Origin of the sequence: Shewanella sp. DNRA4 (assembly GCF_012843185.1) — a bacterium.
GTDB lineage: Bacteria > Pseudomonadota > Gammaproteobacteria > Enterobacterales > Shewanellaceae > Shewanella > Shewanella xiamenensis.
Window position 1 is genome coordinate 26455 of record NZ_JABAIP010000013.1, and the last position, 22692, is coordinate 49146.

Here is a 22692-nt window from a genome sequence, read left to right on the forward strand (position 1 = left end):
CATGACTGACAGATGATCAAAAGGATAATCCTCTTACTTTTGTCGGATATTTCGTAAACTTAGCGTGAATTTGTCAGCTCGCGTACAACTTGAGTTAACATATGGCATTTCCTCGCTTAGGGCTATCGCTTACCTCGAGTCAAACAACTCCCTCTTACAAAGGTTAGCCCCTCATTAAGGATTGATGAATGAATATCTATTACCGCGAAGCCAAACTCTGCGGCCGTAAAACTGGCAATGGTACTAAACTGCCATTTTTAATGAATATGCTGTACTCACTCGGTGAAAAGAATGGCGAGTTGCAACCTTTCAGCATCGATGATATTAAGGCAGTCCTGTTTAACCAACATCAATCGATTGGCTGCTCTATCAAAGCGCCTTTACCCATAGTCTCTTGGCGCAGTGAAGCCATTTGGTACGAGCTATTCAAAGGTGAAGCGCCCGTGTATCTGCCCCAATGCATCACCTTTAGCAATGGCGCAATCGACTATGCAATTGTCGTGATAAACGATGAGTATGAGCTACGTATTTGGCCGGACTGCAATAATCGTGAGCGTGAAAAACACCAATGGTTTTCACACCATGCCGCCGTATACTCCGAAGAAATCGATGTCTTTAAGGAATGTCTTGAGGTGCTACTCAAACATATCCGCAAGGAAGATGACTTTGAGGCTAAACACCCGAAATTTGGCAAACAACGCACCAGTTCAAAATAGGTTTTAGCGCACTTAAAGGCGATTGCCATAATTTTGCCACTATTGATCAGCAACTTGCCCGCAACTTCCGTGGGCAAATCTGCTTTAATACCCGCCGTAATATCGAGTTAGCCCAACAGTATGCAATGGCGACTCGCGCGTATTTCATAGGGAATGAAATCCATGTTTAACATTATTTTCTGGGTGCTCACGTTACTGAGTTTGGCGCTGTTTGGCGGCGCTATCTATTTAGTGGCGCGCGCACTCCTTAAAAAACTCAATCGTGATCAAGGAACCGATATGTCAACACAAGAGTCGTGGGCAGCAACCACTGCAAAGGGAACGGCATTAAAAAACACCACCTTATTAAAAGCCATCACCATTGGCATACTGTCGATTGTGGCCTTGCTACCGCTCGGGATCATTATGGATATGACGTCCGATCGCGAAATGCTTTACAACAGTGTGGTCGATGAAATCGGCCGCTCATGGGGCGAGCAGCAAACCCTCTCGGGCCCAGCGTTGGTAATCCCCTACAGTTATTTTGTGATGCAGGAAGAAGTCAGTAACGACGGCAAAACCCGCCACGAAGTGAAGCGCACCTATCAAGATGAGCTGGTGATTCTGCCGAAAAAGCTCACTCTCGATTTAGACCTAAAACATGATTTCCGTACCCGTGGCATTTATCAATCGCTGGTGTATAACGCGGCGCTTACGGGGCAGGCTGACTTTCGCTTAAATCGTTATGACATTCCTAACCTTATCGCCTTTGATAACAAAAATGCCCGTTTAGTCTTTGGTGTGTCATCAAACCAAGCAATTGATAAAGTAGAAAAGATTGAGGTGACAGGCGATTCAGTCTTACTCTCTGGCTCGCTGATGTCGGGCACTGGCTTGACGACTGGCGGTCTAGAGAAAGGCTTTAACCAAGGGCTCCAAGTCGGCGAAGCAAGTGATTTTAGCGTGAACTTTGCCATGACACTGCGCGGCTCTCAGTCGATTAGTGCCCTGCCATTAGGCGAGCAAACCTTGTTGAATATCCATGCCGACTGGCCGCACCCGAGTTTTAAAGGCTTACTCCCAGCAGAGCGCGAAATCACTGCCAACGGATTTACCGCCAACTGGAATATCAGTCACTTAACTCGCAACTACCCGCAGGAGTTTATTAAGAGTAATCAGTCGACGCTTACCGAAGTCGTGGCCAATGCCATGTTATTTGAACCTGTAACCCATTACGGCAAGATTGAGCGCTCAGTTAAATACGGCCTGCTGTTTATCGTACTGACTTTTATCATGTTATTTATTTTTGAACTGGGACAAAAGACCAGCCTAAGCACTGTGCAATATATGCTAGTAGGCAGCGCGATGGCCCTGTTCTACCTGCTGTTACTGTCACTCTCGGAGCATCTTGCCTTCCTGCAAGCCTATCTGATCGCCGCCTGTATTCCTGTACTGTCGGTATCCGCCTATGTGGGCAGTGCCACAGCTAGCGTTAAACGTGGCGCGATAGTAGGCACTATGCTGGTGAGCTTGTATGCGGTGTTGTACTCAATACTGCAATTAGAAGATTACGCCCTACTGATGGGTACTGGCTTGTTATTAGTGGTTTTACTGATTTTGATGTTCGTAACCCGTCATCAACCCAAGGACACAGTGCAATAGCACCTACCGCTCCACCCTTGAAGACCCCCGACAGCGCACTTTTTGCTGTCGGGATTTTTTTATTGGCAAGACCACATGTGACATGTAGCCTATTGCGTTTACTCGGAGGCGAATATTTTGACTCATCCAGCCTATCTTTTACGTCGTTTGGTGCTTGTATGGTTACTGCTAGCAGCGATTCCAAGCCTACTGTTACTTACGCAAAATCAATTATTTCCGTTGCTCGATCTACAATCGCCCTTAGCCAGAGCCTTGTACTGGCTCACCACAACCGGCACAGCGCCCTATGGTGTTGCGACTGTTTTAGTCGTGTTGGCGCTTGCCTATTGTTATATGCCTAAAGCATTATTTATTAACTTGTTTTTAGCCATCAGCCTAAGCCAAGTATTAAGCCTAAGCACTAGCCATGCCCTTAAAAGTTTTTTTAAAGAGCCAAGGCCCAATCTGGTATACCTATCTGAGCAAGCACTCCCAGATGATGCACAGTTAACTCCGCAAACCTTCTATCAACTCGCAAAACCAGAACGCTCACAGGCCATTGCTGAGGCGCTGACCGAGCTGCAAACGAGAACCTCAGCGGTAAAACTGTCCCCAAAAATCCACCAACATTGGGAAGATGAAATCGGCTATTCCTTCCCGTCTGGACACACCATTTTTGCCGTAACCTTAGTGCTAACCGCCAGCTACTATCTGCTTTTAGCGGGTTTACCTCTATTCACCAGTGCGTTATTGGTTTGGGGATTATTGATGGGCCTAAGCCGTATGCTACTCGGCATGCACTGGCCGCAGGATGTGCTCTTTTCCACCCTACTGGCCGCTATCATCAGCAGCTTAAGCATATTTTTGGTCAGTAAAATGCGTCTATTCACGCAAAGGTTTGCGAAAACCTCTTCGCAATAACGCCTAGAGCGACAATTCGCCATCAGACCTTTATACCAATCGTATTAAATATCTGTTCATTCAGCGGGAGTTAAACGCGCTTTAGACAAGGCGAAGGCTTGAAGGCATAGTGGTGCTCTGTCGAAAGCCTTAAACGCAGTATAAAGCACGTTCAACCCCGCCCTTCGGGAGCCTCACAGGCATCCCACTCCGGTGTTGCATTGACTTAAAAGGGAATGACCATTTCTGCGTCAATGCGCCTTGGATTGAAATGCCTGTGAGGCTCTGAACTGATTAGATATTTAATGTGATTGGTATTACACAAGATTTTTGGCAAACAGCGCTAACACTGGCAAACTAGGGGTAGAGTCCGCTACCCCTAAATTTTCCATGACTGAAACTCACCCATATAAACTCGACCAACTCGATTTAACCATTTTGCGTTTACTGCAAACCCACGGCAGGTTATCGAATCTTGAACTGGCAACGAAAGTCGGCCTGTCGCCGTCCCCTTGCTCACGCCGCGTTAAAGCCCTAGAAGAAGCGGGTTATATTGCCGATTATGTCACGCGTCTGTCAGCGGATAAATTCAACCTACATTTGACTGCGTATATCCATGTAAGGATGGAAAAACACACGCCAGCAATCCTCAACCAATTTGAAGCCAATATACAGGGCTACGAAGAAGTCCAAGAATGCGCGCTGATCACCGGTTCTGAAGCCGACTATCAACTCAAAGTGTTAGTCCAAGATATGGCGCACTTTCGTACTTTTCTGTTAGATAAACTCACCACCAATGTGCATATCGCAGGTGTGCATTCCAGCTTCGTGTTGAAAAAGGTCAAGGAGCACACGGCCATCCCCTTAAGCCATATCACCATTGAACCCTAAGCGCAGTAAAAGTGACGGCCGCTGCGATAGCGTGAGACCAATGCAGCTATAGTTGCAGCGTCGCTACCCCAAGTAGCTCATCCTGCGAAAGGTATTTTTAGCGATAAGATCACAATTTATTAGGTTTTTACCATCGCAATTAATCGCTAAAGCGAGGCAGTCAGCCACCGCCACGAGCAACATAATCTCGAACCTCACCACAAATCAAAATTTAACACCAAAATTAAAGCAAAATACGAATAATAATTGCTGATTAACATCAATTTAACGCACTAAAATTGCGTTGAACTTCTTATTTATCCGCCTAAGATACGCCTTCTTTTTACGGGAGGCACCATGCAATCGGCCAATACAAATTCGACTAACCATTTCAGCTCACGCTTAGGTTTTATTATGGCGGCAGCCGGCAGTGCCGTTGGTGTCGGCAACATTTGGGGATTCCCCACCCAAGCGGCAACCCATGGCGGCGGTGCCTTTTTGCTGGTGTACCTAGTACTGATTTTTATCCTAGGCATTCCCATGCTGATGGCTGAACTTATGATTGGTCGCCACGGACAAACCAACCCCGCCGATGCCATGGGTAAACTCGGTTGCAACTCGCTCAGCCGCAATTTAGGCAAGACAATAGGATTAATTTCTATCGTAACAGCAGGGTTGATCTACACCTTCTACAGCATTCTTTCTGGCTGGTTTGTGAGCTACGCCATCGCCCCAATTGCCACGGCTATGGGCTCGCACGATACCGCCGCTTGGCTAGTGGATTTCTCGCTGTCGCGCAATCTGGTGTTCACGCTAATTTTTAGCGCGCTGGTATTTTTGGTATTGCTGCAGGGCGTACAAGAAGGTATCGAAAAATGGTCTAAACGCTTAATGCCGCTATTGTTGATCATGCTGATCGCGGGTGTGACCTATATCTTCACCCTCAATGGCGCGAGTGAAGGCATTACCGCACTATTAACGCCTAACGTTGCCAAGGCTATCGCGCCAGATACCTTGCTGAGCGCACTCGGACAGACCTTTTTCTCACTCACCATAGGCACTGGTGCCATGATGGTTTATGGCAGCTATTTGAGCCAAAAAGAGAATATTGCCAAATTAACCATCTGGGTTGCCTTTACCGATAGCGGCATCGCCTTTCTCGCCGCCTTTTTAATCATCCCAGCCATGTATGTGGCCCAGCATAATGGCGTGCAGATTTTTAGTGCAGAAGGCAAGTTGATCGATTCGGATGCATTGGTCTTTACTGTTTTACCCGCCTTATTCTCAACCCTAGGCGACACGGCCAACCTCATTATTAGCGTAGTGTTCTTTATGCTGCTGATCATCGCCGGCCTGACGTCAGCCATTTCCATCGCCGAGGTGCCAACGAGTTATGTGATGCAAAAATGTGGATTCAGCCGCCAACGTGCTACCTTGATCATCGGCCTATTGTTGACCTCATTATCCTTATTACTGGCGGTATTTTTTGAGACGCTATTTAGTTTCACTATCATGCTAACCACGCAAATGGCCCAACCGCTGGTAGCCCTCGGTATTGCGATTTACTTAGGTTGGATTTGGCGCCAAAGCCAGTTACTCAAGGCGATAAGTGGACAAGAGGATGTCGATGCCACGGGGTTTTTCTGGCGCATTTGGCCAAGATACGTGAAGTATGTTTGCCCAGTACTAATCATCGCGATCGCGATCAGGCAATTTGTGTAACCTCTTTCCAAACGCTAACAATCCATACTGAATTCGGGGATTGTTAGCTCCTCATCAAAAACTAAGCCCACCATTTTATTATGTTTAAATATATAATGCTAACCACCTTAAAAAATACATAAGGTATAGCACTTTATTTTTCTATAAGTATAATCCCTCACAATGGAGCAATTTAAATTGACTTCCTTTAAACGTTACAGATTAATTTTGTAATAGACTTTCTTATAAAATGGATTTTATTATGCTAGCGTGGCTCATCTTGACATTAATAACGATTGTTCCAGTAAAAATTGGAGCTGAGTTATTTGAAGCAGAAAATAAAAGTATTATACATTGTGGTTTAGCCGTTACGATTGGAACAATACTAGCATTCACAATAGTTATTGCTATCAAAGGGTTGCTTGGGCTAATCGTGACATATATTGCAATATCAGTAGTTTACAGCAAAATCTTTCAACTATCCTTTGGTAAAGGTTTAACTTTTACATTAGTAGTATTTGTAATTCAATTAGGAATAGTACAAGGTTTAACTGATTTTGGCCTCTACCTTATCTCTCCATCGACTGGCACCTCAACTTAACGAAAAATCAGCACTATAAAATATAATCTACAAACAATAGCCATCATAGTGAGTGACTTAATTACAGCTCGTCTCGCAACGACTGTATAGCCATATTAGTAAAATAGTCAAAGTAATGATAAGCGATTTTTCAATCAATAACGTTGAACTACTGAGGGAAGGCTGGATTGACGCGAAAGGGAATGTAAGCAGCCTTAAGAGATAAAGGCTGCTTTTGAAGGCGGACAGATTACTGCTCGATACCCACGATTAACCAAGGCGCGTTGGCTTGTGTAAGGTTACGCTCTAAATGCCAGATTTCCTTAATGTCTTCTTCGACACCTTCAACCGTATCACGGTAGCGGCCGCTAAACTTAACACTCACTTCCGCCAGATTAGCATTGTGTGTCGCGCGGACCAGTTCAGCATCTAAAAACATCACTTCTGTATGCTGTTCGCCAACGAGCTCACGGCGTTGGTTGCTGAGTTCATTAAAAAGCTCAATCGAAACATACTCTTGAATTTTGCTTAAATCGTTTTCGTTCCATGCTACTTGCAGGGTTTTGTAATGACTACGCGCGCCTTCTAAAAAGCTAGGTAAATCAAACCCCACAGGCAAATGGAAAGGCACTGTGCTCGCCGCTTGAGCAAAACCATTGCTGCCATTGTTTGCACTGCTAGCAAAACCGGTTTGTTCCACTTGCTGGCGTTGCAGATTCGGATTAGGTTGACCCGCACCTGCGTAGGCAGGTCTTGGCTGGGTACTGGCTTTTGAAGCCATCAGAGTACGGACAATTTTAAACAGCACGAATGCCAACAGCGCGATAATCAAAATATCCATAAATTGAATATTTTCAAAACCTTCGCCCATAAATAGCGCAGCCAATAAGCCACCCGCTAATAAACCGCCTAACATGCCGCCCATCATACCTTTCTTGCCCGCAGCAGGTGCTGGCGCAGCGGTAGGCGGGGTTGTAGGGGTATTGGTTGCCGCAGGCTGAGCCGGCGCCGTTTGATGACTTTTGCCAATAGACTTATTACTGCCGAATTTTTTTGCTTCTGCGACTGGACTAGCAGCCAAGCTAACCGCAAAAATCATCGCCAGCATAATAAATAACTTTTTCATTTATAAGATCTTTGTATGTATAACCAGAGGTGCAGGCATCATAGCGGGATGACATTATATGTCAACTATCAAAAGAGGGGCCTAGGCTTACAAACTTCGTTTGTTCTTCTAAATCAAAGTCGTGTGGACTTCCTCACTGCTTGTTCAACTTGACTCAACTAAGAATGCTTCTAACGATATGATTATTCGGCTATGAATGACGTGAGAATCGATTAAGCACTGTCATTCCAGTGACACGCAGCAAGCACATCCCTGTGTGCTCGACCGTGACATCCCTGTCACGAACGGTCACTTACATGCCAGTGCTTAATCCCGTTAACTTCCGTGTATCCTGATAGCCAGAACTCCGAAACCCGAAGCCAAGATCTAAGTACCATCTAAGTAGATATAGCTTTGGAAGAGTCATTAACACAGTCGCCATAGTGAAAAAAATGCATGTCCTATCTTTTAGAGTCATTCATATTTAAAAAGAGCACTAACACTCTATTTTTCTAAAATTTTCCAAGGGGTTCCTGCCAATAAAAATTTTACCTCATATTTCTTAAATACCTTTTATAGTCAGACTTACGTATAAGCTTTATCCAGGCAAAAAAAGAAACCATTCTAAATTTCAACGCAAGGTAAATTAGCTTTCTTGCAGAGTCTTTTTTCTCGTATCGTTTTTCTGTTATATCTAATGTTTCTTTTTCAAATTCTGCTATTTTTGATTTTATAGCCTCTCTCTTTTTTGAATTCATCGACATAGCTTTTTTATTATCGTTATCATTTGTTGGGCACGCCTCTCCCTCTTTGTTTATGTCAAGATATTTTTCCATCAACAATGCATATTCAGCTTCTTTTTCGACAGAATTGTTTTCATTTATAGAATTTAAAATAGACCTTGATTTCCTTGCTATTTCTATATAAGAGTTACCAACAAAGCGATGTTGAGCAGTTTGCTTTTCCAACCCCAAAAAACCAATTATTGCAGTTGAAATACCAACTAAGAGAGGGAGGATATGTCCAAGAAACTCTAAAAATAAAGATGATTTATTATTTTCCTGTGATAAGAACGCGCCTAAAAATTTTAAAAAAGTTTCCCCAATACCAGAAGCGATTATTGCAGAACCTATAACGGCAAATATCCCTAATCCAATTCTGAGCTTATTTTTTCTGTCGGCGGCTATAAAGTGCCTATCTTTTCCAATTTTGCAATCGATCTCTAGGTTTGCAATTTCTATTCGCTTTTTCTTATCCATTTTTGATTCCATGAATGCTAGTAAATTTTGTTATTTATTGTAAATCAATAGCATACCCTGTTTTCAATTTTCCTGTAACTTAGAATTACTGGCAGACACCCTTAATAAAAGATAGTGCATGCAAAACGCACTTGGTATTAATAGCCAACACCGAAGCTACAGAATTTCACCATCCCCTCGGAGTTGCCGCAGGGCATTTGCGGTCGTTGCGTGAGCGAGGCATGGATGCCGAGATAGCGTCAGTCGAATCAGGGACGAGCGTCTGACGTGATAGCATAAGGATGCTTAATGCCCAAGGGGCTTTCAACTCCGTTGGGGACGCCGGGCCATGTTTTATAGATAAGCCAAAAGGGGAATAGGCGCTTTTCCCCTTTTGGTCGACTCTTGATTAAAAATCAGGGGGTGAAGCCCCACGACTTTGATTAACCTCGGCCGTTAGACCGCAAGTATGTTTAATAAAGTACAACTTTAAAGCCGAGAATCCTCAAAAGCCCGCTGAACATTATTCTGGATGATTTCAGAATATATCAACTAAGTGCAACCAGCAGAAAAGTAAAAATCCCCGCATTACGGGGATTTATAAACTATCCAAGACAACTAAAACTCAGTTACAAACACTTTCCATCCGATTTATCATCGGAAGAAAGTGCTCGACTAATGCTGCGGCAATTTAAGCGAGCCGCCCATTGTTAAATTCTTGGCATACCCTAGTTGTAAATAACGGACTATCAGGTATAGCAAAGCCTTAACTGGATTAGGCACTGTCATGGAAGTGACCGTTGGCGGCATGGATGCCGCCGTCGAGCCTATAGGGACATATTCACGGCGAGTCACAGGAATGACTGTGCTTAATCTATATTTTCTGCATCAAAAACTTCGCTGACCTTATAAAAATCCCCGCATTACGGGGATTTATAAACTATCAAAGACAGCTAAAACTAACTAAGTTACAAACACTTTCCATCCGATGAGTCATCGGAAGAAAGTGCTCGGCTAATGCTGCCGAAGATAGCGGTTAACATCCCGATGCCCACATCCATCTGCCGGGCATTGCTATCATCACCGCTGGCCTCGCGTTGACTCTGATTACCTGCTGTACCTCGCACAAAATCACAACTGGCATTGCTCATATTGCTGGAAGCACAACCACTTAAGATCAGAATCAAACCGCCAATCAACAAACGTGAGCTAACTAAGCGCAAACTCACTCTGCGTAACATCCCTATACGCGAAACAGACATATTAGTTCAGCACCTCTTCTAGGGCGCGCAAACAGAGCGCGACATTCTCACGACGGGCACCAAAGCCCATTAAACCAATGCGCCACGCTTTACCTGCAAGTGCACCAAGGCCTGCACCGATTTCAAGGTTGTAATCCTTGAGTAGACGCGCACGCACCGCGGCATCGTCAACACCTTCGGGGATATAAATGGCATTAAGCTGCGGCAAGCGCGAATCTTCGGCGACGACAAACTTCAGGCCAAGTTTTTCAAGGCCTGCGCGCAGCACTAAATGCATGTCTTGATGACGCTTCCACGCATTTTCTAAACCTTCGGCCGCCAATAAACGCAGCGACTCGTGCAGGGCATAAAGCGCATTAACAGGCGCGGTGTGGTGATAACTGCGCTTACCGCCCGCGCTGGTCCAATAGGCCATCACCAGACTTTGATCGAGGAACCAACTTTGCACTGGCGTTTTACGGTTTTTAAGCTTTTCTACCGCAGCGGGTGAGAAAGACACGGGTGATAAACCCGGTACACAGGAAAGGCACTTTTGGCTGCCAGAATAAATGGCATCTATGCCCCATTCATCAACCCTTAACTCCACGCCACCAAGGGAAGTCACCGCATCGACAATCGATAAACAGCCGTATTGCTTCGCCAGCGCGCACAGGGTTTTAGCGTCACTTAACGCGCCTGTTGAGGTTTCGGCGTGCACAAAAGCAAGGAATTTAGCATCGGGGTTGGCCTTAAACGCCGCTTCAACGGCAGCAGGGTCGACCGGTGTGCCCCATTCGTTATCCACCAGCACGGCAATTGCACCAACGCGCTCGACGTTTTGGCGCATACGCTCACCAAACACGCCGTTGCGGCAGACAATCACCTTTTCGCCGGGTTCGACTAAGTTCACAAAACAGGTTTCCATGCCCGCACTGCCGGGTGCTGACACCGCCATCGTCATTTCATTTTTGGTTTGAAACGCATATTGGATCAGGCTTTTAAGCTCATCCATCATAGCGACAAACAATGGGTCGAGGTGGCCGACGGTCGGTCTTGCCTGCGCGGCTAACACTTCGGGATAAACATCCGATGGACCAGGGCCCATCAAAATGCGGCGAGGGGGATTAAAGGCAGAAAAATGCGGTGCAGGTAACATCATGTCTCCTTAATGCGTAGGGTCGAGGTCTGACTATTATTAGAGCATTCACTCTTGATTTGTTAAACCAAATTACCACAAAAAGGGGCGCCTGTGCGCCCCTCCTTTAGCCTAAGTTGTAACCTAACGCTAAGTGACTACACAGGCAGGTTGTTTTTCCCTTTTCCGGCATTCAAAAACAGCTGATAAGCAGGGCTTTGCGTCTCTTCTTGATAGACAAATCCCAGCTCAGTTAAAAACTGCTGAAACGGCAAGGCATCGCCCTCGGGCACTTCAAACCCCGCCAGCACTCGGCCAAAGGCTGCGCCGTGATTACGGTAATGGAATAAACTGATATTCCACTTGCTCTGCAAGGTGGTTAAAAACTTCAGCAGCGCACCGGGATGCTCGGGAAACTCGAAGCTAAATAGGCGCTCCTCTAATGGCTCTGGCGGATGACCACCGACCATATAACGCACATGCAATTTCGCGGTTTCATCACCGGATAAGTCCTGCACCTCAAAGCCATGGTCTTCTAAGGTATTGATAATTTGTTCTAGCTCACCCTGACCTTTGGTTAGGCGAATACCCGCAAACACCACCGCCATATCGCGGCTGCTAAAGCGATAATTAAATTCGGTCATCACCCGCTTTTCGAGCAGCTCACAAAAACGCAGGAAGCTCCCCGGACGCTCGGGCACTTTAACCGCCAGCACAGCCTCTTTTTGCTCACCCAGCTCGCAGCGCTCCGACACATACCGCAGGCTGTGGAAGTTCACATTCGCGCCACTTAAAATCGCCGCGACCTTCTCACCGCGACCACTTTCACCCGTAGCATTGGTGCTGACATATTTTTTAAGCCCAGCCAAGGATAAGGCGCCCGCAGGTTCGGCAATGGCGCGGGTATCCTCAAAAATATCTTTCACTGCTGCGCAGATTTCGTCGGACGTGACCGTCACCACGGCATCTACACACAGCTTGGCGACACGAAATGGCTCAGTGCCGATACGCTTAACCGCCACACCATCGGCAAATAAACCGACTTGCGCCAGCGTCACCGGCTCGCCCGCTTCCATCGCCGCCTTTAAGCAGGCCGCATCTTCAGGCTCAACGCCAACGATTTTAACCTGTGGCATCACAGCCTTGTAATAAGCAGCAATCCCAGCAATTAAACCGCCACCGCCCACGGGCACAAAAATCACTTCAAGGTCGCGCTGCTGTTGCAGCATTTCTTGGGCAATGGTGCCTTGACCAGCGATAACGGCTTCGTCATCGAAGGGGGCGATATACACTCGGCCTTCCTGCTGCGCCATTGCCATCGCAAAACCATTAGCTTGATCGAAAGCTTGGCCGTGCAATACCACATTGCCACCCAAGCGGCGCACCGCATCGACTTTAATATCCGGCGTGGTTTCGGGCATCACAATCACTGCATCCACACCACGACTGGCCGCCGACATGGCTACGCCTTGGGCATGGTTGCCCGCCGAGGCACACACCACGCCGCGTTGGCATTCAGCTTGGCTCAACTGAGCAATGCGGTTATAGGCGCCGCGCAGCTTGAAGGAATGCACTGGCTGCATATCCTCACGCTTTAAAAACACTTGGCAGCCCAAACGCGCCGAGAGTTTATTCAGGCTTGAGAGTGGCGTCACTTTCGCAACATCATAAACCGACGACAGCAAGATTTTTTGCAGGTAGCTTTGCGCAAGCTGACTCTTTTCTAAGGCATAAGTGCCCGACTGCGCCTTATCGGACTGAGCTTGAGAAGACTGGGCTTCAGCCTGCTCCGTTTGCGACGATGCGAGAGATAACATATCAGTCCTCCAACTTACTGCGATCGCGCACCGCGCCCTTATCGGCACTGGTGGCAAGCATGGCGTAGGCTTTAAGCGCCATCGACACATAACGCTGACGCGAAAGCGGTTTCCACGCCATTGGCCCACGGGCGAGCATGGTTTCACGGCGCGCAGCCAATTCGGCATCACTCACAGCGAGCTTGATACTGCGCTTAGGAATATCGATTTCAATGCGATCGCCGTTTTCAATCAAGGCAATCGTGCCACCCGCCGCCGCCTCAGGCGACACATGGCCGATGGATAAGCCGGATGTCCCACCAGAGAAACGTCCGTCGGTAATTAGCGCGCAAGCCTTGCCTAAGCCGCGGGATTTTAAGTAACTGGTGGGGTACAACATTTCTTGCATGCCTGGGCCGCCTTTTGGCCCTTCGTAACGAATCACCACCACATCACCCGCCACCACTTCGCCACCTAAGATGCCAGCGACTGCGTCATCTTGGCTTTCGTACACCCGAGCGCTGCCGATAAAGGTCAGGTTAGATTCATCCACACCGGCAGTTTTAACGATACAGCCATTGTCCGCCAGATTGCCCGATAACACGGCCAAACCGCCCTCTTGGCTGAAGGCAAATTCGCGGCTACGGATACAACCTTCACGCCTGTCATCGTCCAGCGATGACCAGCGGCAGTCTTGGCTAAAGGCTTTAGTGGTAGGAATGCCCGCAGGTCCCGCCATAAAGAATTGTTTTACTCTGTCATCTTGGGTTTGCATGACATCGTACTTGGCGAGCACCGACTTGAGATTGCCGCCCGCATCGGCAGCAACATGTGGCACATCGGTATGCAGTAGTCCGGCGCGGTCTAACTCGCCTAAGATGCCCATCACGCCACCGGCGCGGTGCACATCTTCCATATGGTATTTAGCGGTCGACGGCGCCACCTTGCACAGATGCGGCACTTGGCGCGACATACGGTCGATATCGTCCATAGTGAATGCCACGTCTGCCTCCTGCGCCGCAGCCAATAAGTGCAACACAGTATTGGACGAACCGCCCATGGCGATATCTAGCGCCATGGCGTTTTCAAAGGCTTTAAAGCTGGCGATGTTGCGCGGCAGTGCCGAGACATCATCTTGTTCGTAGTAACGTTTGGTCAGTGCCATCACGCGGCGACCCGCTTCTAAAAACAGTTCGCGGCGGTCGCTATGGGTCGCGAGCATGGAGCCGTTGCCCGGCAGCGACAGGCCTAGGGCTTCGGTTAAACAGTTCATCGAGTTGGCGGTAAACATGCCCGAACAGGAACCACATGTCGGGCAAGCACTACGCTCGATCTTGGCACTATCTTCATCGCTCACACTCGAGTCGGCCGCGGCCACCATGGCATCGACTAAATCGAGCTTAATAAGTTTGTCCGACAGTTTGGTTTTACCCGCTTCCATCGGCCCGCCCGAAACAAATACTACGGGGATATTGAGGCGCAGCGCCGCCATCAACATGCCGGGGGTGATTTTGTCGCAGTTAGAGATACAAACCAGCGCATCGGCACAGTGGGCATTGACCATATATTCCACACTATCGGCGATAAGCTCCCGCGAAGGCAGACTGTAGAGCATGCCACCGTGACCCATGGCGATACCATCGTCGACGGCGATGGTGTTGAATTCTTTGGCAATACCGCCCGCTTCTTCGATGGCGCCCGCCACCAGAGAACCCATATCTTTTAAGTGCACATGGCCGGGAACAAACTGAGTAAAGGAGTTGGCAATCGCAATAATCGGCTTACCAAAATCATTGTCTTTCACCCCTGTGGCGCGCCATAGCGCACGGGCACCCGCCATATTGCGGCCTTCGGTACTGGTTGCTGAACGTAACTTTGGCATTGACTCTATCCCTTATCTCAAATCGAAAATCGTGCCCTTAGGGCCTTGCTGCAGCGCTAATGCCCGCAGCCACTGGATGCTTATGCGTGTACTTTTTGTTGCTGCAAGTTTAGCGGTAACAAGACCTTGCATTGAGTGACATCAATCAATTTATTCAATTGATTGCTGAGCAGCTCAATGGCGCGCTCGCTATCTACTTCCATATCCAGTGACAGACTCGCATCGTCGTTCATCCGCATCTGCATTTGGGTGACCGTAAAACCACGATGGCGAGTCACGCGCAAAACACGCTCAAGCACTTCGGGGCGTTGTTGAACCGTTAATTCCAGAGAGTGGATCATGTTTGTTTCTCCATTTCGTCCATCATATCGCTGTTTGATGCGCCTGGGGGCACCAGTGGCCAAACGTTAAAAGCATCGTCAATTGCAACGTGTAACAAATACGGGCCCTTAGCCGCTAACATTTCGGTTAAGGCCTCCTCCACTTCATCGGAAGAGAAAATCGTGCGGCCAGGAATATCAAATGCTGAGGCCAATAACACAAAATCAGGATTGTCAGATAAATCGGTTTCGCTGTAGCGTTCTTCAAAAAATAGCTGTTGCCACTGCTTCACCATCCCCAGTTTTTGGTTGTCGATAAGTAGGATCTTCACCGGTAATTTGCGGCGCTTGATGGTGGTCAGCTCCTGCACGTTCATCATAAAAGAGCCATCGCCAGACACTGTGACCACAGTTGCATCGGGGCGAGCCACTTGGGCGCCGATAGCGGCGGGTAAACCAAAGCCCATAGTGCCTAAACCTGCGCTGGATAAATGATCTTCAGGGCGACGGAACCACATATGCTGGGCAACCCACATTTGATGCTGGCCCACATCGCAGCACACTACACTGTCTTCGGGCAGTTTATTGGCTAAACGGCGCAGCATAGCGGGGGCATAGATTAAGCTGCCGGGATGTTGATAATCCCATTGATGTTTACGGGCAAGATGTTCAACCTCTGCTTGCCAAGGAGTGATATCCAGCGACATAGCAAGGGCGGGGAAAATCTGGCGTAAATCCCCGGCGATAGCCACATCCGGCTGGCGTAATTTACCCAGCTCGGCGGCGTCGATATCTAAATGAATGACTTTGGCCTTGTTGGCAAAAGTCGCTAAACGGCCTGTTACTCGGTCATCAAAGCGCGCACCCGCAACCACTAATAAATCACAATCCTGCACCGCTAGGTTGGCCGCCTTACCGCCGTGCATACCTAACATGCCTAAATAACCGGGCGTACCATGGGCGATGCTGCCCAAACCTTTTAACGTGGCGACCGATGGCATACCCGTGGCTTTGATAAAATCCCGCAACTGATCGACCGCCCCCGCCATCCCCACACCGCCGCCCACGTACAGCATAGGTTGCTTTGCTTGCGCCAACAGCGCACGGGCAGCGTCGATATCACTCATCTCGGCTTGAGGTTCATTGGTCACGGCCAGTAACGGTGTACGGTATTCAAGGTGAGCGATTTGGATATCCTTGGGGATATCCACCAGCACTGGGCCAGGGCGACCCGATGCAGCGATTTCAAAAGCTTGGTACAAGGTTGGGATAAGATCGTTGACATCCGTCACCATAAAACTGTGCTTGGTACAGCTTAGCGACATCCCCAACACATCAATCTCTTGAAACGCATCTGTGCCAATCACAGCGGTTGAAACCTGACCTGTGATAGCGACAACAGGCACAGAATCGAGCAGCGCATCGGCAAGTGAAGTGATTAAGTTAGTGGCGCCAGGGCCAGAGGTGGCAAAGCATACGCCGGTTTTACCACTGGCTCTGGCGTAACCTACGGCGGCAAAGGCGGCGCCTTGTTCGTGGCGGCTTAAGAGATGTTCGACAGGGCTTCCATAGAGGGCATCGTAGATTGGCATAATGGCACCACCTGGGTAACCAAATACTGTGGTAACACCATGTGCTGCCAACACTTTTATAACCGCGTCTGCGCCTCTTATCATCTGCCCTGGTTCCATATTTTCTCTCGCTACCTTAATTCTGAATTGTCGAAAATCGACTCGTAATCTGTGCTGGTTCGAAATGTAAGTCCCAAAACCTGGGGCCTGAAAACGAAGAACCCCCCGGTCCTTTCGGAGCGGGGGGTTCTTTCGAAACTTTTAACCTTTTAGGTCTACCAGTTTGCCATGCGCCGCCCCCGCTGTGATTTAATAATCACGACGGTAATAATCACGAGAATGAGCTTGGCAGCTTGGTTAAACATCAATATGGATTCCTAATCGGTATTCTATATGAGTATCGCGTTAATTCTTGCGTCCCTGACTGAGACGGCTTACGGCAGGAGGCTTACCCCGCCGCGAGCTATTAGCTTTACCATAAAGCGACAGCCAAACACAATAAAAAATTTTCTAATGTCAAAAAAATTCAGCTTCCCTGCCGAGACAATGCAAAACAACAAAGTAAAACGTTAACAAAATCGCGTTAGTGGCGAAAAACGCCGACTAACCCATGTCAGTTTTGCCCGCTCGACAACCAACGAAGCAGGAATCAATTTGTCACGCCAAGCCCCACATCCTTAGGGGCTCGGCTTTTATCCATTAAGCTCCAACAATACTTTTCATATCAGTCATATAGCCACGAAGTTCGGCACCAATATATTCCACAGCTGTGTGGCGAATCGCATCGTTAATCGCGATTAATTGCAGATTATCAACACTATTAGAACTGTCCTTCAGACCCGCACCTAAATACTCTGGCGACATGGCATTCACATATTCACGCAGCAGTGGCACGGCGGCATGGTTGAACAGATAACAACCGTATTCTGCGGTATCGGAGATAACCACGTTCATCTCGTACAGACGTTTGCGGGCAATGGTGTTAGCGATCAGCGGTGTTTCATGCAGTGACTCATAGTAAGCCGACTCTTCAACAATCCCCGCAGACACCATAGTGTCGAACGCCAGTTCCACACCCGCTTTGATCATCGCGACCAAGAAAATACCCTTATCGAAATAAGTTTGTTCGTCGATATGCTCGCTCGAAACAGGCGCATTTTCGAAGCCCGTTTCGGCTGTTTCGGCGCGCCAACGCAGCAGGTTCGCATCATCGTTAGCCCAGTCTTGCATCATAGTGTGAGAGAACTCACCGCTGATGATGTCATCCATGTGCTTTTCAAATAATGGTTGCAGGATTTCTTTTAAATCTTCTGCAATTTCAAACGCTTTAATCTTGGCAGGGTTAGACAGTCTGTCCATCATGTTGGTGATACCGCCGTGCTTAAGCGCCTCGGTCACGGTTTCCCAACCTTGTTGGATTAACTTAGCGGCATAGCCAGGCTCAACACCATCGGCCACCATTTTTTCATAACCTAGGATGGCACCCGTCTGCAACATACCGCAGAGGATCGTTTGCTCACCCATCAGATCCGATTTTACTTCAGCGATAAAAGAGGATTGCAACACGCCAGCACGGTCACCGCCTGTGGCGCTCGCATAGGCTTTCGCGATGTCTAAACCATCGTCATTTGGGTCGTTTTCGGGATGCACTGCAATCAAGGTCGGCACACCAAAACCGCGTTTGTATTCTTCACGCACTTCGGTGCCTGGGCACTTAGGCGCAACCATGATCACTGTAATATCGGGGCGGATCTGCATGCCTTCTTCAACGATATTGAAACCATGGGAGTAAGATAGAGTCGCGCCTTGCTTCATCAGCGGCATCACTGCGCTCACTACATTGGAATGCTGCTTATCGGGTGTTAGGTTCAGCACTAAATCGGCGGTCGGGATTAGCTCTTCAAAGGTGCCGACTTTAAAGCCGTTGTCTGTGGCTTTTTGCCATGAGGCACGTTTTTGGGCAATGGCTTCAGGGCGCAGGGCGTAAGCGATATTCAGCCCAGAGTCACGCATATTCAGACCTTGGTTAAGGCCCTGAGCACCACAGCCTAAAATCACAATATTCCAATCTTTGATGTAATTGCAGCCATCACTAAACTCAGAGCGGTCCATAAAACGGCACTGACCAAGTTGTGCTAATTGTTGACGCAAATTCAGAGAGTTAAAATAGTTAGCCATCTGAGATACCACCTTTCAGTCGGGAATTGGGGACTCAACCAATATCAACCTATTGTTAACGATTGGTTGTGATTGAAATCACTATAACCTATGGCTATCGTTGCTTAAAATGATATATTCGAAACCTCATATTGCGTTTTTTGCAATGTCATTTTCAGTTTCAATACCCCAGATAAGCGGCCAATAGGACGAGGTTATGGACATACGCACCCTCAAATTGTACCTACACTTATGTGACAGTTTGCACTTTGCCAAGACGGCGGAGCAGATGCATGTCAGTCCCTCGACCTTAAGCCGCGCATTGCAGCGGCTCGAAGATGAAGTGAACGCAAAGCTGTTTGAGCGGGATAACCGCAGCGTGACCTTAACCCATGCGGGACGTGAGTTTAAATTGTTCGCCGAGCAGACATTGCACCATTGGCGCAATTTGCGGCACAGCATTGATCTTAAGCAGGACGTGCTACGTGGCACCTTAAATCTCTATTGCTCAGTCACCGCAGCCTATAGCCATTTGCCGCAATTATTGGAGCGTTTTCGCCAAGAGCATCCCTTTGTCGAAATTGCGCTTACCACGGGAGATGCGGCTAATGCACTGGCTGAGGTACAACAAAATCGTGCCGATATTGCCATTGCCGCGCTGCCGGATCCTTTTCCTGCCACACTGCATTTTGCCAAGATTGATGATGTGCCGCTTTCATTAATCGCTCCCACTATGCGCTGTGCGGTGCAGCAACAGATTAACCAAGCTCAGATAGACTGGTCACGAGTACCTTTTATCATTCCTGACCATGGACCAGGGCGGCGCCGAGCCGATAATTGGTTCAAACAGATGGGGATTAGTCCGAATATTTATGCCCAAGTGTCGGGACAGGAAGCTATAGCATCTATGGTGGCACTCGGCTGCGGCGTGAGCATTAGCCCTGAGGTGGTGATCAATAACAGTCCGGTACGGGATCGTATTCAGTTGTTACCTTCGCCAGTCAGTATTGCTCCCTTCGAACTAGGCTGTTGCTGTAAGGTCAAACGCTTGGACGATCCGATTGTCAATGCGTTTTTAGAGGCGATTTAAGCTTACAGGAGATAAAACGGGACTGAGTCCCGTTTTCCCTACTTTATTACGCTAGATTAGGTATCTGGCGACTGTAATTTATCATTAGCCTCAATACGCGTCACCAGCAATTGGTCGACCTTGTAGGCGTCAATATCCACCACTTCAAACTTATAACCGGCGTAATTAACAAAGTCGGTGCGCTTAGGAATTTTGCGCAGCATATACATCATAAACCCGGCAATGGTTTCGTAGTTTTGGCTGTGGGGAAACTCTTCAATACCGAAAGCACGCATGACGTCGGTAATCGGCGTCACCCCATCCACTAACCAAGAATTACCATCGCGGGCAATAATTTGCTCTTCGCTTTCGTGTAGCGACCAAGCGCCCATCACTGCACGTTGTAAATCGTTGGTGGTCACAATCCCAACCACAAGGGCGTATTCATTCATCACCACGGCGAAATCGGCGCGGCTATTTTTGAAGTATTCCATCGCCTCAGAAAGACTTAAAGTGTCAGGAATAATCAACGAAGTGTGGACAAGGCTGGTGTCTTTTAAGGTAATTTTTTCGCCGTTAATCACACGGATCAACAGCTCCTTTGCGTCAACAAAACCTTTGACCATATCCAATTGGCCATCGCAGACCAAAAACTTAGTATGGGGATCTTCAGCAATTTTACGCTTGATATCCTCCTCGCTATCTTGCAGCAAGAAATACACTAAGCTCTCTCGAGCTGTCATGGCAGAAGTGACTGAAACGGTCTGCATTTCAAACACATTTTCCATCATTTGTTGCTCGCCCTTGTCGAGCACCCCCGCTTCAGCACCAGCGTTCATTACCGCATAAATATCATCGGAGGTGATTTCATCATTTCGAGCCGTTGGAATTTGTAGCAGCTTAAAAATCGCGCTGGCCATACCATTAAAAAACCAAACTAATGGTCTTAACACGGTAATACAAAAACTCATCGGGCCAACAACGGCCAAAGCAACCTGCTCTGGCATCGCCATCGCGATACGCTTAGGCATTAAATCCGCGACCAAAATAAAAGCACTGGTAACAAGTACAAATGACATCACAAAGCTCACCTGACTCAGCCAAGGATCTGCCAACCAAGGTGAAAGGAATTGATAAAAATAGGGGCGAAATGCTGATTCACCCACAATACCACCCATGATGGCAACAGCATTCAAGCCTATTTGAACCACAGTAAAAAAGCTGCCGGGATACGACTGTAAATGCAGCACTTTTTCAGCTCTGGCATCGCCCTCATCGGCTAACTGACGTAAACGGATTTTCCGTGATGCGGCCAAAGCAATTTCCGACATGGAAAAGAAACAACTTGCACCAATTAAACACAATATAATCATCACGTTATCTAAGAGACTCATGTAACACCTTTTATTTCACACTTGACTTACTTGCACCAACCCGCGCAGTGATTTTCGCGTGCCAGTTAAATATTACCCAGATACAGGGTTGGAATGTCGCGATAAAGACCCAGTACAGCAAATAACCCTTTGCTACACTTTAATAATCGCCATTGAGCTTAAAGAGTATGATGCGTTCATTATATCCGCTAATCGCTTTACTATGCGTGATTCTGCTCTCGCCTGTTACCTATGGCGCCGATGAGCTTTCCCCATTTAGGTTACGCTTTTGTGTCGAAGAGACTGAATATCCACCATTTAATTACTTTGTTCGACAAGATGGTATTAAGACTTCCACGCTTAGCGGCTACGACATTGACCTGCTAGAGCGCACCTTTAAGCCCATTGGAATTGATTATGAAGTACTGGCTTTGCCTTGGCTCCGCTGTTTAAAAGACGTCCAAAATGGCAGCATAGATGCTGCGATGAGCGCATCGCTCAACCGACAAAGAGCGACTGATTATATCCCATCTATCGCTTATTATTACCTCACTCCAAGTTATTTTTATTTAAAAGCTGAATTGGACCCGCTGTTTCATATCGATGATATCAATCAATTAGCTCACTTTGGCAAGGTTTGCGGCATTAAAGGATTCAACTACGATAATTTTGGCTGGCGTAAAGAGACTCCGCTTAGCGAAATACATTCCCTAGGACATTTACCGGAAATGCTACTAAAACAAAGATGTAAGTTCTTTCTCGCCCGCAAAGAAATACTGGCGGGCACGCTAGCTTTGGCGCATGCTGCACAACTCCCTCAAGCACTAGCATCAAAGATCTCTCCTAATGCTCAGCAAGAAGCGTTTTACATGCTGATTTCTAAACATTCAGCCCATAAGGAGCTGATTGCTCATGAGTTTAATCGGCAGGTAAAAACGATGCAGGAGAGTCATCAACTCGAAACCCTCTATCAATTTCATATTCAAAAACTTACTCACGGGGACGATAAGGGCAGTAATTCGCTTTAGGGCCAATTTGTGGGTGGTTACGGCAGGTTTCAGGGCGTTGGTGATAAATAGTACAACGGCGAGTTTTACCATCTAGATATAGGCAATCATCATTCGCCATACGGGCAAGGGTAAAAATCGCCGTTTTATGGTTATAGTTGTCAATAATACGCGCTTTTTGGAGGCGCTTGGCAATCGCCTTAAGATCGCCTTCAGCTTCAAAGTCATCCACCAAACCCATGCGCACTAAGTCACTTACGGTCACTTCAACGGGCAAAGTACAACAGGTTGCATGGCAGGTATCACACAGGCCTTTGCGATATTTTTGCCAAGTTGATAAATCATCAATATTAAAAATCGATACCGAATTTACCGTATTTTTGCTCCGTTTTGACACACCAAAACCTTCAG

Annotated in this window: 19 protein-coding genes; 8 read left to right on the forward strand and 11 right to left on the reverse strand. The window is 47.5% G+C overall.

The window, feature by feature from the left end; genetic code table 11:
* Window positions 1-188: 188 nt before the first annotated feature.
* The 6 genes from HG547_RS14770 to HG547_RS14795 all read left to right on the forward strand — a co-directional run bounded on the left by HG547_RS14770 (window position 189) and on the right by HG547_RS14795 (window position 6408).
* The gene (locus HG547_RS14770) at window positions 189-716 is read left to right on the forward strand and encodes a hypothetical protein (RefSeq protein WP_069454096.1); all 528 of its coding nucleotides are present in this window, start codon (window positions 189-191) and stop codon (window positions 714-716) included.
* Window positions 717-878: 162 nt separating this feature from the next.
* Window positions 879-2357, forward strand: a complete 1479-nt coding sequence (gene creD / locus HG547_RS14775; RefSeq protein WP_169548236.1) for a cell envelope integrity protein CreD — start codon at window positions 879-881, stop codon at window positions 2355-2357.
* Between the two features lie 117 nt (window positions 2358-2474).
* Window positions 2475-3257 (forward strand): phosphatase PAP2 family protein, encoded by a 783-nt coding sequence (locus HG547_RS14780; RefSeq protein WP_047535285.1) that lies wholly within the window; start codon window positions 2475-2477, stop codon window positions 3255-3257.
* Between the two features lie 369 nt (window positions 3258-3626).
* Window positions 3627-4127 (forward strand): Lrp/AsnC family transcriptional regulator, encoded by a 501-nt coding sequence (locus tag HG547_RS14785; RefSeq protein WP_169548237.1) that lies wholly within the window; start codon window positions 3627-3629, stop codon window positions 4125-4127.
* 336 nt (window positions 4128-4463) lie between these two features.
* Window positions 4464-5828, forward strand: a complete 1365-nt coding sequence (locus HG547_RS14790) for a sodium-dependent transporter (protein ID WP_169548238.1) — start codon at window positions 4464-4466, stop codon at window positions 5826-5828.
* Between the two features lie 241 nt (window positions 5829-6069).
* Window positions 6070-6408 (forward strand): hypothetical protein, encoded by a 339-nt coding sequence (locus tag HG547_RS14795; protein ID WP_169548239.1) that lies wholly within the window; start codon window positions 6070-6072, stop codon window positions 6406-6408.
* A gap of 229 nt (window positions 6409-6637) precedes the next feature.
* On the opposite strand, the gene HG547_RS14800 is transcribed toward HG547_RS14795, so the two are convergent.
* The 9 genes from HG547_RS14800 to ilvC all read right to left on the reverse strand — a co-directional run bounded on the left by HG547_RS14800 (window position 6638) and on the right by ilvC (window position 18853).
* Window positions 6638-7513, reverse strand: a complete 876-nt coding sequence (locus HG547_RS14800) for a Tim44-like domain-containing protein (protein ID WP_144345192.1) — start codon at window positions 7511-7513, stop codon at window positions 6638-6640.
* A 527-nt stretch (window positions 7514-8040) separates the two neighbouring features.
* Window positions 8041-8751, reverse strand: a complete 711-nt coding sequence (locus tag HG547_RS14805; RefSeq protein WP_099457333.1) for an SLATT domain-containing protein — start codon at window positions 8749-8751, stop codon at window positions 8041-8043.
* Window positions 8752-9698: 947 nt separating this feature from the next.
* The gene (locus HG547_RS14810) at window positions 9699-9992 is read right to left on the reverse strand and encodes a hypothetical protein (protein WP_169548240.1); all 294 of its coding nucleotides are present in this window, start codon (window positions 9990-9992) and stop codon (window positions 9699-9701) included.
* A gap of 1 nt (window position 9993) precedes the next feature.
* A complete protein-coding gene (locus HG547_RS14815; protein ID WP_169548322.1) occupies window positions 9994-11127 on the reverse strand; it encodes an alanine--glyoxylate aminotransferase family protein in 1134 nt (377 codons plus the stop codon).
* Between the two features lie 137 nt (window positions 11128-11264).
* Entirely contained in the window at window positions 11265-12923 is a 1659-nt protein-coding gene (gene ilvA / locus HG547_RS14820) for a threonine ammonia-lyase, biosynthetic (RefSeq protein ID WP_169548241.1), read from the reverse strand.
* A 1-nt stretch (window position 12924) separates the two neighbouring features.
* Window positions 12925-14784 (reverse strand): dihydroxy-acid dehydratase, encoded by a 1860-nt coding sequence (gene ilvD / locus HG547_RS14825; RefSeq protein ID WP_169548242.1) that lies wholly within the window; start codon window positions 14782-14784, stop codon window positions 12925-12927.
* A gap of 80 nt (window positions 14785-14864) precedes the next feature.
* Window positions 14865-15125: an acetolactate synthase 2 small subunit gene (gene ilvM / locus HG547_RS14830; RefSeq protein WP_037423344.1), complete on the reverse strand. Its 261-nt coding sequence runs from the start codon at window positions 15123-15125 to the stop codon at window positions 14865-14867.
* Window positions 15122-16795 (reverse strand): acetolactate synthase 2 catalytic subunit, encoded by a 1674-nt coding sequence (gene ilvG / locus HG547_RS14835; protein WP_169548243.1) that lies wholly within the window; start codon window positions 16793-16795, stop codon window positions 15122-15124. The genes ilvM and ilvG overlap by 4 nt, the downstream gene beginning before the upstream one ends.
* 579 nt (window positions 16796-17374) lie before the next feature.
* Entirely contained in the window at window positions 17375-18853 is a 1479-nt protein-coding gene (ilvC, locus tag HG547_RS14840; protein ID WP_169548244.1) for a ketol-acid reductoisomerase, read from the reverse strand.
* A 196-nt stretch (window positions 18854-19049) separates the two neighbouring features.
* Here ilvC and ilvY point away from each other — a divergent pair, with 196 nt between their 5' ends.
* On the forward strand, window positions 19050-19922 hold the full coding sequence (gene ilvY / locus HG547_RS14845) for an HTH-type transcriptional activator IlvY (protein WP_169548245.1): 873 nt from the start codon (window positions 19050-19052) through the stop codon (window positions 19920-19922).
* 56 nt (window positions 19923-19978) lie between these two features.
* Here ilvY and HG547_RS14850 read toward each other — a convergent pair whose 3' ends face one another.
* Window positions 19979-21295, reverse strand: coding sequence for a hemolysin family protein (locus HG547_RS14850; RefSeq protein ID WP_037423329.1), 1317 nt, complete (start codon window positions 21293-21295; stop codon window positions 19979-19981).
* Window positions 21296-21462: 167 nt separating this feature from the next.
* Here HG547_RS14850 and HG547_RS14855 point away from each other — a divergent pair, with 167 nt between their 5' ends.
* Entirely contained in the window at window positions 21463-22302 is an 840-nt protein-coding gene (locus HG547_RS14855; protein WP_169548246.1) for a transporter substrate-binding domain-containing protein, read from the forward strand.
* On the opposite strand, the gene HG547_RS14860 is transcribed toward HG547_RS14855, so the two are convergent.
* On the reverse strand, window positions 22265-22678 hold the full coding sequence (locus HG547_RS14860) for a YkgJ family cysteine cluster protein (protein WP_037423422.1): 414 nt from the start codon (window positions 22676-22678) through the stop codon (window positions 22265-22267). The genes HG547_RS14855 and HG547_RS14860 overlap by 38 nt on opposite strands.
* Window positions 22679-22692 lie beyond the last annotated feature (14 nt).

Bases quoted from the DNA above. Each gene is read 5' to 3' on its own strand.
- HG547_RS14770 (WP_069454096.1), top strand. From the start codon at position 189: ATGAATATCTATTACCGCGAAGCCAAACTCTGCGGCCGTAAAACTGGC.
- creD (WP_169548236.1), top strand. From the start codon at position 879: ATGTTTAACATTATTTTCTGGGTGCTCACGTTACTGAGTTTGGCGCTG.
- HG547_RS14785 (WP_169548237.1), top strand. From the start codon at position 3,627: ATGACTGAAACTCACCCATATAAACTCGACCAACTCGATTTAACCATT.
- HG547_RS14790 (WP_169548238.1), top strand. From the start codon at position 4,464: ATGCAATCGGCCAATACAAATTCGACTAACCATTTCAGCTCACGCTTA.
- HG547_RS14795 (WP_169548239.1), top strand. From the start codon at position 6,070: ATGCTAGCGTGGCTCATCTTGACATTAATAACGATTGTTCCAGTAAAA.
- HG547_RS14800 (WP_144345192.1), bottom strand. From the start codon at position 7,513: ATGAAAAAGTTATTTATTATGCTGGCGATGATTTTTGCGGTTAGCTTG.
- HG547_RS14805 (WP_099457333.1), bottom strand. From the start codon at position 8,751: ATGGATAAGAAAAAGCGAATAGAAATTGCAAACCTAGAGATCGATTGC.
- HG547_RS14810 (WP_169548240.1), bottom strand. From the start codon at position 9,992: ATGTCTGTTTCGCGTATAGGGATGTTACGCAGAGTGAGTTTGCGCTTA.
- HG547_RS14815 (WP_169548322.1), bottom strand. From the start codon at position 11,127: ATGTTACCTGCACCGCATTTTTCTGCCTTTAATCCCCCTCGCCGCATT.
- ilvA (WP_169548241.1), bottom strand. From the start codon at position 12,923: ATGTTATCTCTCGCATCGTCGCAAACGGAGCAGGCTGAAGCCCAGTCT.
- ilvD (WP_169548242.1), bottom strand. From the start codon at position 14,784: ATGCCAAAGTTACGTTCAGCAACCAGTACCGAAGGCCGCAATATGGCG.
- ilvM (WP_037423344.1), bottom strand. From the start codon at position 15,125: ATGATCCACTCTCTGGAATTAACGGTTCAACAACGCCCCGAAGTGCTT.
- ilvG (WP_169548243.1), bottom strand. From the start codon at position 16,795: ATGGAACCAGGGCAGATGATAAGAGGCGCAGACGCGGTTATAAAAGTG.
- ilvC (WP_169548244.1), bottom strand. From the start codon at position 18,853: ATGGCTAACTATTTTAACTCTCTGAATTTGCGTCAACAATTAGCACAA.
- ilvY (WP_169548245.1), top strand. From the start codon at position 19,050: ATGGACATACGCACCCTCAAATTGTACCTACACTTATGTGACAGTTTG.
- HG547_RS14850 (WP_037423329.1), bottom strand. From the start codon at position 21,295: ATGAGTCTCTTAGATAACGTGATGATTATATTGTGTTTAATTGGTGCA.
- HG547_RS14855 (WP_169548246.1), top strand. From the start codon at position 21,463: ATGATGCGTTCATTATATCCGCTAATCGCTTTACTATGCGTGATTCTG.